Below are 16,262 nucleotides of genomic sequence, written 5' to 3' on the forward strand. Positions count from 1 at the left end.
TTTTAGTGACGATGCAACAACCTTTACGCTTTCATGCACCTACTTCCGCAAACCGCTGGGGAAAACTAGCGCTGGCTTTTTGTGGCTTTCTATTCACGCTGACTACGCAAGCGCAAAGCGTAGAATTCAGTAAAGACCGTTTCGGGAACGACAAGGAAGGATTGAAGGCCGCCCAACGCGAGTTGAAGGAAGGCGACGAATGGTACGATATGGACCCTTCCCGCTACGAGCTAGCCCTGCCACACTACCTTGCTGCCCAGAAGTTCAACCCTGATAATGCTCAGCTCAACCTAAAAATTGGGGACTGCTACCTGCATTCAGGCTTCAAGCCGAAGGCACTGGCCTATTTGCAGAAGGCGTATAAGCTCAATCCTGATGTGGACCCTACCATCCACTACCTACTTGGGCGGGGCCTGCACCTGAATGCGCGTTGGCCGGAGGCCATTAAAGAATATAAAGCAGCTCAGCCCAATGCCAGTAGCAAGGACAAGGCAGCTTGGGCAGCAGATATTCAGAAGAAAATAAAAGAGTGCGAAAACGGGCAGCAATTCTTACGCAAGCCCGCACGCGTGTTTATTGATAATGCCGGCGCCGGCGTCAACTCGCCTTACCCCGACTACGGTCCGGTGATTTCGGCCGATGAATCGGTTATTCTGTTCACGTCGCGCCGCGCTACCTCTACAGGTGGCCAGAAGGACCCCGAAACAGGTGGTTTCTTCGAAGATATTTACCAAAGCACACGCCTACCCGATGGTCAATGGAGTCAGGCCATGAACCTGAGTGCACCTATTAACACCGATGGTCATGATGCGACCGTGGGACTTGCTCCCGATGGGCAGCGCCTGCTGGTATATGTAGAGGACAATGGTGGTGACCTACACGAAAGCGAGTTGCACGGTACCGAGTGGCGCAAGCCGCAAACGCTGGGCACGCGCATTAACAGCCGTGGGCACGAATCGTCGGCGGCCTACTCGCCCGATGGTCGCACGCTCTATTTCGTAACAGACAAGGAAGGCGGACTAGGTGGGCGCGATATTTACCGCATTCAGCCCGAAGGCCGTGGCCCCGCGCAAAATCTCGGCCCTAATATTAATACGCCCTATGGCGAAGAGGGCGTCTACCTACACCCCGATGGCAAGACCATGTACTTTTCCTCTGAGGGTCACAACTCGATGGGCGGCTACGACATCTTTAAATCGGTATACGAAAAAGGGCAGTGGAGCAAGCCCGAAAACTTGGGCTGGCCGATTAATACGCCCGACGATGACGTGTTTTTCGTAATTTCCGCTTCCGGGCGCCACGGTTACTACTCTTCTTTCCGGGAAGATGGACTAGGCTCCAAAGACATCTATCAAATTACATTTCTCGGCCCAGAAAAGGCACCTGTGCTTAACCAGGAGGACCAGCTGCTGGCTTCGCGGGCTCAGCCGGTAAAGGAAACGCTACTGGCCGCGGCCGTACCCATTGCCACAGCACAGGTTACCATTCTAAAAGGTACCGTAACGGATGATATGACTCACCAGCCTGTTGAGGCTACGATTGAGGTAGTAGATAACGTACTCAATCAGACCATTGCCGCCTTCCGGGCCAATGCGCAGTCGGGCCGCTATTTGGTGTCGTTACCTTCGGGCGTGAACTACGGTATTGTGGTTCGCCAGGATGGCTACCTATTCCATTCCGAAAACTTTGATGTGCCAGCTGGTGCTGCTTACGCCGAGGTTGTAAAAGACATTGCTCTCAAAAAGGCAGACCTTGGCGTGAAGGTGGTGCTGAATAATATTTTCTTCGATTTCAACAAAGCCACACTCCGTCCCGAAAGCACTGCGGAGCTGGAGCGTCTGCAAAAGCTGCTGGCCGAAGCCCCTACCCTTCGCTTGGAAATATCCGGTCATACTGACAACGTAGGCAAAGCCGAATATAACCAGGACCTGAGCCAGCGCCGCGCCAAAGCCGTGGTAGACTACCTTACTCAACATGGTGTAGCTGCCACCCGCCTCACCGCCGCCGGCTACGGCGATACCCAGCCCGTAGCTCCTAATACAACGGATGCCGGCCGGCAGCTCAACCGTCGCACCGAATTTAAAATAACAGGAAAATAAAAAAGGTGGGCCTGCTTAAGCAGGCCCACCTTTTTTATTTTTTCAGTTTTCGTTGCGGATCTACATCATACCATTGGCGCAGAATGTCCAATGTGAGTAGCCACAAGTCTTCGTAGGGAATTACCTCAATCTCTGAGAAGGCCTCGCCGGGCTGCGCTACTTCGCGCAAGCGCTCTAATAAGGATTGCCCTTTTTTAGTACTATTCTTCAAGCTGAAGTCTTCTTTTACCACTAACAACAGCATCCGCAGGAAAAGCTGGCTGCGTAGGGTAGCCGCATCACGCAGGTGACGCTGCTGGTACTTTCGTAGCCCCTCCAGTCGAGCAAGCAGCGCATCAGTTTCATGATTGCGCAGATAGTACAGAAACTGCAGAATTAGGATAGCAATGTTGTATCCCTGCTTATCTCGACTGAAATCAGGTACCGATTGTACAAACCGGGCGAAGTGCATAGCCCGTAAAGGCGAGCTTTCCGGAAAAACAAAGTGCAGATAGGCTTCAAACAAGTCCCAGCGCTGCTGAGCTGCTACTCGCTGTTTGCGGTAGTAAGGGTTTTTGTGTGCAGCAGCCAGCAACTCCCGCGCCTGGGAGTACTTTCCTGCGTGCATGGCCAGCAGGAAGTAGTGCTCCATGAAATAAAACCAGTTGCCCGAAGAATAGTGAATATCAAGCAAAAACTTCTCCGCCAGCTTCAACCCTTTATGCACCTGTCGGCTTCGCAGATGTGCATATACACTCATGAAATTATTAAACCGCTTATCAAAGCGCTTCTGATTGATCTTTCCCCGCTCCCATTGCCGGTTTACTTCGGCTGTATACTTGATGATGTTGTTGTAGTCACCGGTTAATTCGTACTCACTTATTTTACTGAAATACAATGAATTAAATGTATTAAAGCTTTTGGCTTTCTTATATAAACCTTCAAGCTCAGCTATATATCTGGACATTTTCTCTAATAGGACCCGGCGTGTTTGCACATTATGCGCCGATGACATCCTAATATCCCAGTAGATATGTTCTGCGAGTTCTTCTAAATCAGAAATTTCCTGAAGCCTCTTCAACTTCACCGAAATCGAAGCAAAACGCGTAGGCTGACGCCTATCTACATATAGCGTACGTAATGCCCGCGCACTGAGTATACTATATGTTGTAAACTCAGCCTCCACAGCAATACGCAAGCATTTGCGCATCATCTTCTCAGATAGCGTATACTCTCCCTCCAGCTTAAGAATATTTGCTTGGTGAAAAAGCTGAATACATTGCGTTTCGTAATTCCTAGAAACTGGAAAACGCGGATCGTTATGGTCAAGAAAGTATAGATTATTCAGTAATTTTTGCTGAACACGCGATTTGAGTTTACGATAAGAGGCGTAAGTGCTTTCTGTCGCATTACCATATAACTCCTTTATAATTCTTGAAGAGGTTGCTTCTGGTTCTTTTTCTAGCAAATAAACAAGAGCACTCTCCTTACTTCCCTTCCTATCTGCTAAGTTCAATAGAGGTGACATAGATATTTTTCTATCTGTCACAATTTTAACAAGATTATTCAAGTCATCCATTACAAAAACGCATCTTACGATGTATTATATAAGAAAAATAATACAATCAAGCAATATAAAATTAGTCACAATTAAATCAATTATAACCTTTCAAGCTAACTTAACCGTATCTTTTTTTACGAGGTTGTAATCTATATTCTATATATATCAATAATGTCACATTTCTGCGATTGCAAATCACGTCTTATTTAAGAAAAAAATATAAAAATCAATATTTCATATAAATAATGCAAAAAATACTAATAAAATAGCTAGTCCTAATAAGACTATACCCTTCCTTTATCAGGGGTGGAAATCGCTACAACTTTGTGTCGTTCAATTACTTGAGTCACACACAAAACAAACAATAGCCATGTTCCAGCTCCTCGCTATCGCTCTTTTTCAGGTTGCTTCTTTCACTAGCATGACGTTTCATACTAGTGATAATTCATTGGTTAAATCAGAGAGCAGAATTACTGGCAGCGGTGGCTGGGGCAACAGCGACGTAGCACGCACTGGCAGCGGTGGCTGGGGCAATAGCGACGTAGCACGCACTGGCAGCGGTGGCTGGGGCAATAGCGACGTAGCACGCACTGGCAGCGGTGGCTGGGGCAATAGCGACGTAGCACGCACTGGCAGCGGTGGCTGGGGCAATAGCGACGTAGCACGCACTGGCAGCGGTGGCTGGGGCAATAGCGACGTAGCACGCACTGGCAGCGGTGGCTGGGGCAATAGCGACGTAGCACGCACTGGCAGCGGTGGCTGGGGCAACAGCGACGTAGCCTTTTCAGGTCGTGGTGGCTGGGGCAACAGCGACGTAGCACGCACTGGCAGCGGTGGCTGGGGCAATAGCGACGTAGCACGCACTGGCAGCGGTGGCTGGGGCAATAGCGACGTATGCTAAAACCCCTCCGCTCAAAAACGAGTGTGTTTACTTTGCTACCTTGCCTGACAGTATGCTTATGTGACTGTTAGTTGATGAGGCAATTTCTACACGGACTTCTTCTTCTTGTTGCCCTCGGGTTAGGAGCCTGTTCTTCTTCGGCTCCTAACCCGGATACGATACGCGTTCGTTGGGCGGCTGATCTGGAGACGTTGGATCCTTTGCTTTATCTTAATTCAGTTAATACAACTCAGACTATCAATTTATTGTACTTCAGCTTATTAGACAACGGACAGGAAACAGTTCCACTATTAGCCGAAGCTCTGCCTAGTGTTCGTTACACTGATTCATTAACGTTTATTACCTATAGAATACATCCGGCGGCTACGTGGGATAACGGCCGCCCAGTGTTGGCCCGCGATGTAGCGTTTACGCTGGCTGTGATGAACTGCCCTGGTCTTCCAAACGAAGCGGCGGAAGCACAATTTGACTTCATCGAAAAAATAAAATACGATTCCACTGATCAGCGGCGCTTCACGTTTGTGTGCCGGGGTAGGTCACCCGAGTTCTATTCTGCCTCGGGTGATTTTCCGATTTTACCAGAATACGCTCTTGACCCAACCGGTAGCCTGGCGGCTCTTTCATTGCGCACATTGCGCATGTCTGAGGCCGCTAAGCTACCCGCCGTTACGCGCTTTGTACAACGTTATGTGGGCGCTCAACTCAACCGGCACCCTGGTAACCTACCAGGGTGTGGCCCTTACCGTTTGCACCAGTGGCAAAGCGGGCGCTACCTCTCTCTTCAGCGCAAGCCTATGTGGTGGGGTGATAAGGTGCAGTCTGCACCAACACAATTACAGGCTTATCCAAAAAAAATAGTCTTTGATATTATACCGGATGAGAATACGGCTGTATTGGCCCTACGCCGCCATCAACTCGATATCTATCCTCGCCTACCCGCAAAGGACTACATACGCCTGAAAGAGTCGGCGGCGGCCAAGTGGCTGTCGTTTTACTCAACCGGTTCGTACGAAATGGTTACGGTAGGGTTCAATACGCGCCGTCCTATGCTGCATGATCGGCTGACTCGCCAAGCCCTCAGCCGCTTGTTTAATGTGCCAGCTCTTATTGCTGGTACACAGCAGGGCTTAGCTTATCGCAGTGTAGGTATAATAGCTCCTCAAACAAAACCCTACTATAACAGCACTTTACCCTTTATACCTTATAGCTTACCCGAAGCCACTGTATTATTAAGGCAGGCGGGCTGGCGTCAGACGGCTACGGGCTGGCACCGAGCAACAGTAGGGGCCGCAACTCAACACTTAAAACTTACCATCTCATATCGAACCGGCGACCCCGCTTATGAAGCAGCTGCCCTCCAGTTTCGGAGTGCTGCTGCTACGCTGAATATTCCGGTAACACTACGCCCTGCCGAGCGCTCTATATTTATAGCGCAACTGCGCAATGGTGAATCGGATGTGTTCTTACATTCATTATCTGGCAACCCGACGGCGTTTAACTTTGCTCCGCTTTTTCACTCGCAATACACTAACGCAGGCAACTATAGTGGTTTCGGGACTCCGACGAGTGATAAGCTAATTGAGGAACTGGCGGCCGCTGAAAGCCAGACGCAAAAAATCGAGTTGGTGAAAGAATTTCAGCAGATGATGCAAGAAGAAAGCCCAGAGGTAGTGCTTTATTTTCTGCGCTATCAAACGGCTGCTAATGCGAAGCTAACCGGTTTGGAACTCTCCCCTTTAAAGCCCGGCTATAACGTATCGACCGTGCGCCTCCGAAAGGGCAGTTGATATGGTGCGCTACCTGTTGTTTCGTCTACTCCGGCTACTGTTTGCTCTTTGGCTGACAGCATCCGGCGTTTTTTTACTAAGCCGCTCCCTACCCGCTGATATTATTCTACAGCGGCTGTCCGTGGATGAGATAAGTGCTACTGCATCCAGCCTGCAGCAGCAACGTATTGCGGAGCAGCGCTTTCGGCATCGGTTGGGCTTGGATATCCCACTATTTTATTTCTCCCTACCTACCGCCGCCACACATCAGCAATGGCAGTGGCACGGCCGACGCAACCAATACCACCGGTGGATACAGCAGCTGCTCCATGGCAACCTGGGCCGTTCTTACCGCGACGGCCAACCCGTGACGACCTTATTAGCAGCGGCTCTGACTTACACGTTGCCGCTCACCACGCTGGCCGCTACGATGTCTGTTCTACTGGCGCTGTGGCTGGCTACACGTTTGGTAGTGCATCATCAGATTCGTTTGTTTGCTCTTCGGCTCTTGTATGCGCTGGATGCATTGCCGCTGTTCGTACTTGCCCTACTGCTGCTGTTGCTGTTTGCCAACCCGGATATGCTGACATGGTTTCCAGCATATGGTCTGGGGGAAGAGGCAGAGCTAGTGAATACCTCTGCGCTGGAGCGCATTGGCATTTTGCTTTACTACCTCGCGCTCCCGTTAATTTCTCTGATTCTTGTGAATTTGCCTCATCTAGTAATACAGATGGATGCGGCGCTGCAACAGGAGCGCCTCACCGCCTACGCAGCTACTGCTCGCGCCAAGGGTGCCCCCGAAAAGCAGGTCATACAGCACCATACTCTACGAAATGCACTACTACCTAGCTTAGCCCAACTCACCGATTTATTACCAGCTTTGGTAGCAGGCGCGGTGGTGGTGGAGGTTATTTTTGCTTTGCCGGGGGTAGGCCGCCTACTTGCCGAGGCGGCAGCCACGCACGACTATCCGGTGATAGTAGGGGGAGTGTTGCTTACAGCACTGGTACGGTTGCTGGCGCAGTTTCTCACGGATGGCCTGTACCTGTTGGCTGACCCTCGAATCAGGCTGCGTGCATGAGTGTATCTTTCTACTTTGCTAGCTGGCGCCGACGAATGGCGATTGGGTGGCTTTGCCTTTTGCTGGTAAGTGCTGTGGCTGCCCCTTGGCTACCCCTCCCTTTTGCACCCGATCAGTTGAATTTATCTGCCACAATGCAACCGCCCGGTACGGATGGCCACTGGTTAGGCACTGACCCGTATGGCCGCGATGTACTGGCGCTGCTACTATTTGGGGCGCGTACTGCCTTGCGTCTCAGCCTACCAGCCGCCATCCTGACAACAATATTAGGCACGCTGCTGGGTGCCACAGCCGGCTTCTATCGTAACCGACCTCTCCCTATCGACAGTCTTGTTACGGGGCTGATGGCCGTTATTTCCTCCATCCCGCGGCTTATCTTGGTCTTAGCACTGGCAGCAGTGCAGCCCCCTTCCATCAATACGTTGTTGATGCTGTTCTTATGTACGTATTGGATTGGTCCGGCCCGGCTGGTACGTGCTGAAATGCTCCGGACCCGAGAATTACCTTTCATAGAAGCAGCTCGGGCTGCCGGCATTCCTACCCATCGTATACTAATACGTCACGCACTGCCTAACACTTGGCAGCCAGCACTAGCCGTTTTTCCGCTCAGTGTTGCGTCCCTCATCGCGCTCGAAACTACGCTATCCTTTTTGGGCGTAGGGCTGCCACCCGAAATAGCGAGCTGGGGCCGTTTGTTGGCTGCTTTCAGTATTGACCCTAGTGCTTGGTGGCTCTTGCTCTATCCGGCCGCTATTCTATTCATTACTTCGTTAGCCCTACGTCAGCTCAGTAAGTGATTATTACCTCTGGTTCGATTGCAGGTGAAATGTCACAAAATCTTATAATATCAGCATCACCAAGCTCGCCCTATATGTGTACTTTTTTACAAGATTAGGACACTTTTCGTCATTATCTACCTGAACTCAATCAAATACACTTAGAATTATACAAATATTCTTCAAAATATATCAAGTCATTATTTAGACAATACTGTCCTTTTTGAGACCACTCTTTCCCTATAGCTTTGCTAAAAGGAAAGCGTCTTACTAACGAGATATCATATAAAAACAAGCTTGTTCATCTCTTTTAGCGGCCATTAAAGCGCTGTTTATAAAGATACTACTCGTTTGATTGATTTACGTCCGAGACCTTTTTCACAGCCTACCCTATACGCAGGTCGAGGCTTTATAGAGCTTAATGAATCTTACTTCGCCGTGAAATATGTTGCGAGCGGCGTTGGTCGAGGATTTAGGATTGTTGCAATAAATTAGGTGTACAAAAAAACCGCAGATGCTGTCTGCGGTTTTTTTTTGCATTTCAAGATTCTACTGGGTGGTTTCGGCTGTTTGTTGAGCCAACAGACGTATTCCGTCTGCAAAGGAGTGTGGCTGATACCCCAGTATTTTCCGCGCTTTGGTGATAATGAATCCTGTGCGCGGCGGCCGACGAGCAGGCTGCGAAAACGTGCTACTATTAACACTGGTAATCAATTGCTTATCTAAAGCAAAAAAATCTGCCACGCGTAGCGCCATGTCATACGGTGTAAGTAGTTCATCGCCGCTAATATGAAAGATACCGGTGGCGTTTTGTTGAGCTACTAGCCAGCAACCCTGGGCTAGGTCCTCGGCCAGGGTAGGCGTTCGGAGCTGGTCGTCTACCACTTTTATGGGGGTATGGGACCGGAGCGAGTCGCGCACCCATAGCACGATGTTGGTGCGGCTGTAGTCGTGGGCGGTACCGTACACCAGCACTGTGCGCACAATGCTCCAGGGGCAGGTAGCCACCTGCACAACCTGCTCAGCGGCCATTTTACTTTCCCCGTAGTAATTAACGGGTGCGGGTAGGGCTTCTTCGGTCAGTGGTCCGGCTTCCCCACTGAACACAAAATCGGTGCTGACGTGGATAAGATGCACTGCTAGAACCTCGCACACGGCTACTAGATTCTCTACGGCCGTCACATTTTGCTGCCAACAGGCCGCGCGATTCACCTCGCACTCGTCCACATTGGTCATGGCAGCTGTGTGGATGAGGTGAGATGGGCTCACGTCGGCTAACACCTTTGCCACCTGCGTGGCATTGGTCACGTCGAGTGGCACGAACCGCACATCCGGATATAGAGCAGCCAGTTTATTGGCGCCCCGCGATGAAGCTACTACCTCTATTTCGGGCTGCGTGCGGAGTAGTGCTACCAGCTTCTGGCCGAGCAAGCCGTTGGAACCGGTAATCAGGATGCGTTTGGCCATGGCAGTAATTCAGGCTTAGTACTGATAGTTGTATTGCTCCGCTATTTTTTGCTTGCTCAGCTTGTCTACCTTCATCTTCATTTTCACGTCCGTAATGGGCCGGTCGCGGATGTCTTTGGGCACGGCAGCTATTTTCTCCACCACATCCATACCGCTGATTACCTGGCCGAACACGGTGTAGGCACCATCGAGGCGGGGTACGCCCTGCCGATTTTCTACGATGTAGAATTGTGAAGCGCTGCTGGCCCGGCGCGGATTCACGGCGTCGCCGGTGCGAGCAGCGGCCACGGCTCCGTAACGGTGGTGCAACTCAGGCCGGATTTCAGCCGGAATTAGTTTCTCATTCCGTTGGCCAGCCCCGTCGTTGTTGGGGTTGTCGTCCTTGGAATTTGGGTCGCCACCCTGAATCATGAAGTCGGGAATGACCCGGTGAAAGGTGGTGCCATTGTAGAAACCTTTCTTCGCCAGCTTCAAGAAATTGGCCTTGTGCCGGGGCGTCTGATCAAACAGAATCAGCCGAATATCGCCCTGCGGCGTGCTGATGATCACGACCTGGTCTTTCTTGCTGGTTTTGGTTGATGCAGTTGGCGCTACGGAACGGGTAGAAGCGCAGCCGGCGCTTAGCAATAGCAGCACTAGCCAACATGCGCCCCACGATTTCAGATGAATCATATACTTTGTTTTCAACCCAACAATAGAAGATACGCTACGCTACGCGGTGCGCCCGGATATCATCCAGAATTTCCTGCCCGCCGCGTTGCAGTACGCTTTCGGCAATCTGAACACCTAGCGCTTCAGCCTCTGCCTGATTGGTAATCGACTTCGTTTCCTCAATGTACTGCTGCCCGTTGAGGCTGATGAGGCCGCCATGGAGCTTCAAGGCCCCCTCGGGAGTGTAGGTTGCCAGCGCAAACGACGGAATACTGCACCCGCCCTCCATCGTGCGGAGGAAAGCCCGCTCGGCCAGCAAGGCCGTGTGGGTAGGCAAGTGGTCGAGAGCCTGGTGCAACGTCTCTTTCAGCTCTGGCTGCAAGTTTCGGGCGCACTCAATGGCGACGCTACCCTGCCCGGCGGCCGGAACAAATTGTGTGGCGGGTAACACATGCCGAATCAGGTCGTCGTATTCCATGCGGTGCACACCGGCGTAGGCCAGCACCAGGGCGTGGTATTGTCCTTCTTCCAGTTTGCGCAGGCGCGTTTGCAGGTTGCCACGGGCCTCGGCGGTGCGGGCGTTGGGGTAATAGCGCTGCAACATGGCCTTGCGGCGGGTGCTGCTGGTGCCCAACACAAGGTCGGGGCGCGTGAGGTCTAGGTTAGGGTCGAAGCTCACCACCACGTCGTTCACTTGCTCGCGCTCCATAAAGGCCAGCAGTTCCAAGTCGTCGGGAATGGTGCTCTGCACGTCTTTGGCGCTGTGCACGGCCAAGTCAATATGACCCGTACGGAGGCTGATTTCCAGCTCCTCCGTGAACACGCCCTTGGCCCCAATCTTATCGAGCGAGCGGTCCAGTACCACGTCCCCCTTGGTGGTGATGATGACAATTTCCGTGGCCAAGCCGCGCTGCTGTAAGCGGTCGGCTACGTGGTTGGCCTGCCACAGTGCCAGCTTGCTCCCCCTGGTACCGATGCGAATAGGCTTCATCCTTCGAGAATTAAATAAGTAAGTCAAGCACTAAAGGGCCGTACCGGCGCTCTTGGAGAGCTTGCGTAAATCGTGTTTCTTGTGCCCTGCAAAGGTACGAAAGCCAGCCCCGGCGATACTAGCTATAGCACTTTTAGCACTAGCTATATCAATTTACCAAAGTGTATTTAATGCCTTTATAGCCTGTAGAGCGAGTTTTGTGGGCCTTTATCAAGCTTGCCGAAGTAGCTCTGCCACGCGTAGCGATGTATCCACGAACACCATGCGCGGGTTGGCGTTGCGCTCAATGTGATAGTGCGCGTCGTTTAGCTCGCGGGTGAGCGGGTCGGCATTGCGAGGCGTCACAAACTTGCTGAAGCCGGTTACAAATTGCTGCTCGCCGGCGGCTAGGTGAGGCACCAGTTGCGCATCGAGGCCGAAGAGCAGCACCTTACGCAGCACGCCCAGCGAGTAGTGCAGCAGTTCTTTTTGGTTTTCGCGGCCCAGCTTCTGAAACTCGTCGCTTTTGCCCAGCAGCTTGTCTACCTTATAGCCGTAGCACTGCCGCATCCAGTCGATAAAAAACGTAAGGTAGTCGTGGTCCTGCCCCGAAGCCGTGGCCGCTGCCAAGGCTGCCCCTAGGCTGCCTTCAGCTAGCTGCGCCACCTGATGTGCTTTGGCCTCGGGCAGATGCCGTTGGTCGCGGAGGTAGGCGGTTAGCTCCGCCTCGGGCAAGGGGCGCACCACAATAGGCTGCACCCGACTAATGATGGTGGGTAGTAACTGCTCGGGCGCATTGCTGACCAATAGAAACACGGTAGCAGGTGGCGGCTCTTCCAGCAGTTTTAGCACGGCGTTGGCGGCGGCGGGATGCATTAGTTCGGGCAGCCAAATAACCACGGTTTTGTAGCGCGCCTCGAATGCCGTGAGCGACACCAGCCGCAGCAGTTGCAGGCTTTCTTCCTTGGAAATACTCCCCTGCTTGTTGTCGGCCCCAATGTGCTGCATCCAGTCGTTGAGGCCCTGGTAGGGATTTTCGAGCACGAATTGGCGCCACTCACCGGCAAATTTGCTGCTTACCGCATCTTTCGGTACCGCTTTGGTGGTCGTAACGGGTAGGATGAAGTTGAGGTCGGGGTGAATCAGCTTGTCGATTTTTTGACAGCTAGCGCAGTGCCCACACGAATCGGCAGCCTGCGGTACGCGACCCTCGCAGTTGAGGTAGGCCGCATACGCCAGCGCCAACGCCAGCGCCGCCGAACCCTCTGCCCCGCGAAATAGCTGCGCGTGCGCCACGTGCTGCCTCTGTACCGACTGCACCAGCACCCGCTTCACCTCCTCATTACCCGGAATATCCGCAAAACGCATACCGTTGACTTCCTTCTACTTGCGTGGCAAGCGCAAACTATTTAGCGCTAGCCAGCACGTACCGATCAAATATTTACTCTATTACTATTGGCGCGGTGCTATTGCCTGCTGCCCGTTCCCACACGCGGTCCTTGGCCGTGGCTTCGTACACATAGGCCATGATGTCTTGCTCCGTCTGGTCGTAGGGCAGATTGCGGCGGCTCATCACCCGCTCGGCTACTTCGCCGGCTTTGGGTAGGCGGAAGGTTTCAAAGCCCGACGAGCCACCCCAGCTAAACGATGGCACGAAGTTGCGCGGAAAACCTGCTCCGAAGATATTGGCCCCTACCCCTACCACGGTACCGGTATTAAACATGGTGTTGATGGCGCACTTGCTATGGTCGCCCATCATCAGGCCACAAAATTGCAATCCAGTATTCACGAAACGCCCGGCGGCGTGGCTCCAGATCTTAACGGGGGCGTAGTTGTTCTTGAGGTTCGACGTGTTGGTATCGGCGCCCAGGTTGCACCACTGACCTACCACCGAGTTGCCGAGGTAGCCTTCATGGCCTTTGTTGGAATAGGCCATCAGAATGCTATTGGCCATTTCGCCGCCTACCCGACAGTACGGGCCTACCGTATTGTCGCCGCGCAGCTTGGCACCTACGTTCACATGTGCCGCTTCACAAACAGCCAGCGGACCTTTCAGAATGGCGCCCTCGTGCACCTGCACGTCTTTGCCCAGGTAGATGGGGCCGTCTTCTGCATTGAGGATGGCCGCCCGGATTTTCACGCCCTCTTCTATAAAGATATTTTCTGCACCGTACACAATGGTATGCGCGTCGTTCACGGGTTGCGACTGCCGTCCTTTGGTCAGCAGCGCAAAATCCTGCCGAATCTGGGCGCCGTTTTGTTGAAACAGGTGCCAAGGCTGACTGATGATCGTAAGGCTACCTTTTGCCTGCCGTACATCGCGGTAGCCATCCTGAATTAGCTCGGCCACTTCAGACGCATCCGGCAGGTAGGCCGCTACCAACAGTTCTTCACTCAGCAAGGCTTCGCCGGGCTGCAAGGCCTGTACTTGCTCTATCAGCTTTTCATCGGGGCACACGGCGCCGTTGATAACCAGCGCCGGCCCTTCGGTGGGACCGGCCGGGAATTTTTCGCGCAAGTGGGGCTGCGTGAGGTAGTGTACCGGCTGTTGCAAGTGGTGCTGCCACTTTTCGGCAATGGTCAGGATGCCGCAGCGTAGGGCAGCTACGGGCCGGGTGAAGGTAAAGGGTAGTAGATTAGGCTGAATAGCCGGGTCGTCGAACAGTAGAATATGCATAGCGGTAGAATTCTACCGCGAAACTACGGCTTTTGCCGGTGCGGGGCGCGTGGGCGTTCTACTGACTTCCCCGCCCGTCATGCTGAGCGCAACGGAGTGGAGCCGCAGCATCTCTACCGTGAGTAATTCCTTTATCACCTGTCGAAGCGTTAGAGATGCTGCGGCTCCACTCCGTTGCGCTCAGCATGACGGTCTTTTTTATTCTACCCTACCCCACAACAAAAAAGCTCCTTCCGCGAGCAGAAGGAGCTTTCAGAAAAGCCGGCAGCCAAGGGCTGAAGGCCGTTATTTCTTCTGGTAGCGGTTGCGGAATTTCTCCACACGGCCGGCGGTGTCGATGAACACGTTTTTGCCGGTGTAGAAGGGATGCGAGGCACTGCTCACTTCTACTTTGATAACGGGGTACGTCTTGCCGTCTTCCATCGTGATGGTCTCGCTCGAGTTCATCGTCGAACGGGTGATGAATTTGAAGTCGCTGGACGTGTCCTGGAATACCACTTCGCGGTACTCGGGGTGAATGTCTTTTTTCATGGTCGGGATGCCGTTAAAACCTTCTGGCCCTGCCGATTTTGCGGAAGGGATTGCAAAAGTACGTTTTCGGGCTGACATTCAAAAGCCTAGCCCGGTTTTTCTGCTGAATGGTTGGGTGGCTACGCTAGTTGTATTGCTGGATTACCTTTGAATAAACTTTCTACGCTTGCTTCCTCACGGTTCTGGCAGCATCATTCGTTGCCCACCGAATCAACCATCAATCCTTTCACTTCTTCAACCTATGCGCCTTTGCTTTGCTTCCAACAATGCCCATAAACTCGATGAAATCCGGGCCATCCTACCCAGTTCCATTGAGTTAGTGAGTCTGGCTGATATTGGTGGTCCCGACGACCTACCCGAAACCCAGGACACGCTGGCCGGCAACGCCCACCAGAAAGCGCAGTACGTGTGGGACCACTTCGGCGTGGCCTGCTTCGCCGACGATACCGGCCTGGAAATCGATGCGCTGAATGGGGCACCCGGCGTGTACTCGGCCCGCTATGCCGGGCCCCAGCGCCTCGCCGCCGACAACGTGGCCAAAGTATTAGACGAGCTGGCGGATGCTCCCTCCCGCACGGCCCAGTTTCGTACCGTCATTGCTCTTATCCTGTCCGATTCGGAGAAACATACCTTCAACGGGGTAGTAGAAGGGCTAATTACGACGGAGCCCCGTGGGGACGCCGGTTTCGGCTACGACCCCATTTTTCAGCCCGTTGGCTTTCAGGAGACATTTGCCGAGATGCCCTTGGCGCAGAAAAACACACTCAGCCACCGCGCCCGCGCCGTGCAGCAGTTGGTAGCTTTTTTTGAATCCAGAGAAAAATAAACCGTTTTCGGCCAAAATTTTGGTTTTGCCGCCGCCAAACCTGCGAAGTGCTTACTTTTGCAGGGTTGGCCCCGCCGGTACGGGCCACTTTTCTACCCATGCAACAACCTTTCATCGTCGGCATTACGGGGGGCAGCGCCTCGGGCAAAACCACTTTTTTGCGCCGCCTGCTGGCTTCGTTTCCCGAAGAAGAAATCTGTCTGATTTCGCAGGACAACTACTACCACCCGCGCGAAACCCAGCTGGTAGACGCGCAAGGCGTTACTAATTTCGACCTACCTACCTCCATTGACTCGGCCTCCTATGCCGCCGATGTGCTCAGCATCAGCCAGGGCAAGGAAGTGCGTCGGCCGGAGTACACCTTCAACAATCCCGATGCGCCGGTGCAGGAGCTGGTGTTTCGTCCGGCCCCGATTGTAGTGGTAGAGGGCATTTTCGTGTTTCACTTCGAGGAAGTGGCGCGCTTGCTCAACCTGAAAGTGTTTATCGACGCCCAGGAACACGTGAAAGTGCTGCGCCGCATTGTGCGCGACCGGGACGAGCGGGGCTATGATCTGGAAGACGTGCTCTACCGCTACATCAACCACGTGGCCCCTACCTACGACAAGTTCATCAAGCCCTACCGCAACGACGCCGACATCATCATCCCCAACAACAGCCGCTTCGATATGGGCCTGGAAGTGCTGGTGTCTTTCCTGAAAGCAAAGGTGAAGGCGTAAGAGGTGAAGTTGTGATTTTGTGAAGTTGTGAATGCAAAATGTCTGTCATCCTGAGCTTGCGAAGGACCTTCTCACGCGTGAACGAGTCGTTATTACGTCATTCGTTCACGCGTGAGAAGATCCTTTGCAAGCTGGATGACAGTCCCTTTTACAGTCAATTTTCAGAAATTCACAACTTCACTTCTCACAACTTCACCTTTTAGTATATTTGTAGCCATTGCCCTACCTATGTTTTTGCTGAGTACCCGGTTTTTATCT

Annotated in this window: 14 protein-coding genes; 7 read left to right on the forward strand and 7 right to left on the reverse strand. The window is 52.7% G+C overall.

The window, feature by feature from the left end:
• Positions 1–11 precede the first annotated feature (11 nt).
• Positions 12–2,099, forward strand: a complete 2,088-nt coding sequence (locus tag F1C16_RS13830; protein ID WP_185281225.1) for an OmpA family protein — start codon at positions 12–14, stop codon at positions 2,097–2,099.
• A 34-nt stretch (positions 2,100–2,133) separates the two neighbouring features.
• Here F1C16_RS13830 and F1C16_RS13835 read toward each other — a convergent pair whose 3' ends face one another.
• Complete coding sequence (locus tag F1C16_RS13835) at positions 2,134–3,657, reverse strand: hypothetical protein (protein ID WP_185281226.1); 1,524 nt, start codon at positions 3,655–3,657, stop codon at positions 2,134–2,136.
• 403 nt (positions 3,658–4,060) lie between these two features.
• Between F1C16_RS13835 and F1C16_RS13840 the strand changes: the two genes are divergently transcribed.
• The 4 genes from F1C16_RS13840 (at position 4,061) to F1C16_RS13855 (ending at position 8,184) form a co-directional block, all read left to right on the forward strand.
• Positions 4,061–4,540 carry a hypothetical protein gene (locus tag F1C16_RS13840; protein WP_185281227.1) on the forward strand — a complete coding sequence of 160 codons (480 nt, stop codon included), beginning with the start codon at positions 4,061–4,063 and terminating at the stop codon, positions 4,538–4,540.
• Between the two features lie 74 nt (positions 4,541–4,614).
• Entirely contained in the window at positions 4,615–6,327 is a 1,713-nt protein-coding gene (locus F1C16_RS13845; RefSeq protein WP_185281228.1) for an ABC transporter substrate-binding protein, read from the forward strand.
• 16 nt (positions 6,328–6,343) lie between these two features.
• Positions 6,344–7,387, forward strand: coding sequence for an ABC transporter permease (locus F1C16_RS13850; protein ID WP_185281229.1), 1,044 nt, complete (start codon positions 6,344–6,346; stop codon positions 7,385–7,387).
• A 134-nt stretch (positions 7,388–7,521) separates the two neighbouring features.
• The gene (locus F1C16_RS13855) at positions 7,522–8,184 is read left to right on the forward strand and encodes an ABC transporter permease (protein ID WP_185281230.1); all 663 of its coding nucleotides are present in this window, start codon (positions 7,522–7,524) and stop codon (positions 8,182–8,184) included.
• Between the two features lie 528 nt (positions 8,185–8,712).
• Here the strand turns inward: F1C16_RS13855 and F1C16_RS13860 are convergent.
• The 6 genes from F1C16_RS13860 to F1C16_RS13885 form a co-directional block, all read right to left on the reverse strand.
• The gene (locus tag F1C16_RS13860) at positions 8,713–9,630 is read right to left on the reverse strand and encodes an SDR family oxidoreductase (protein ID WP_185281231.1); all 918 of its coding nucleotides are present in this window, start codon (positions 9,628–9,630) and stop codon (positions 8,713–8,715) included.
• A gap of 15 nt (positions 9,631–9,645) precedes the next feature.
• Positions 9,646–10,302, reverse strand: a complete 657-nt coding sequence (locus tag F1C16_RS13865; protein ID WP_185281232.1) for a peptidylprolyl isomerase — start codon at positions 10,300–10,302, stop codon at positions 9,646–9,648.
• Between the two features lie 34 nt (positions 10,303–10,336).
• The gene (hemC, locus tag F1C16_RS13870; RefSeq protein ID WP_185281233.1) at positions 10,337–11,272 is read right to left on the reverse strand and encodes a hydroxymethylbilane synthase; all 936 of its coding nucleotides are present in this window, start codon (positions 11,270–11,272) and stop codon (positions 10,337–10,339) included.
• A 210-nt stretch (positions 11,273–11,482) separates the two neighbouring features.
• Entirely contained in the window at positions 11,483–12,619 is a 1,137-nt protein-coding gene (locus tag F1C16_RS13875; RefSeq protein ID WP_185281234.1) for an ATP-binding protein, read from the reverse strand.
• Positions 12,620–12,692: 73 nt separating this feature from the next.
• The gene (locus tag F1C16_RS13880; RefSeq protein WP_185281235.1) at positions 12,693–13,928 is read right to left on the reverse strand and encodes a GlmU family protein; all 1,236 of its coding nucleotides are present in this window, start codon (positions 13,926–13,928) and stop codon (positions 12,693–12,695) included.
• A gap of 285 nt (positions 13,929–14,213) precedes the next feature.
• Complete coding sequence (locus tag F1C16_RS13885; protein WP_185281236.1) at positions 14,214–14,459, reverse strand: type B 50S ribosomal protein L31; 246 nt, start codon at positions 14,457–14,459, stop codon at positions 14,214–14,216.
• 241 nt (positions 14,460–14,700) lie between these two features.
• On the opposite strand from F1C16_RS13885, the gene rdgB reads away from it, so the two are divergent.
• Together rdgB and F1C16_RS13895 are read left to right on the forward strand one after the other, a co-directional pair.
• Entirely contained in the window at positions 14,701–15,285 is a 585-nt protein-coding gene (gene rdgB / locus F1C16_RS13890; RefSeq protein ID WP_185281237.1) for an RdgB/HAM1 family non-canonical purine NTP pyrophosphatase, read from the forward strand.
• A gap of 98 nt (positions 15,286–15,383) precedes the next feature.
• Positions 15,384–16,004, forward strand: coding sequence for a uridine kinase (locus F1C16_RS13895; RefSeq protein WP_185281238.1), 621 nt, complete (start codon positions 15,384–15,386; stop codon positions 16,002–16,004).
• Positions 16,005–16,262 lie beyond the last annotated feature (258 nt).

The sequence above is a fragment of the Hymenobacter sp. NBH84 genome, from assembly GCF_014217645.1.
Classification (GTDB): domain Bacteria; phylum Bacteroidota; class Bacteroidia; order Cytophagales; family Hymenobacteraceae; genus Hymenobacter; species Hymenobacter profundi.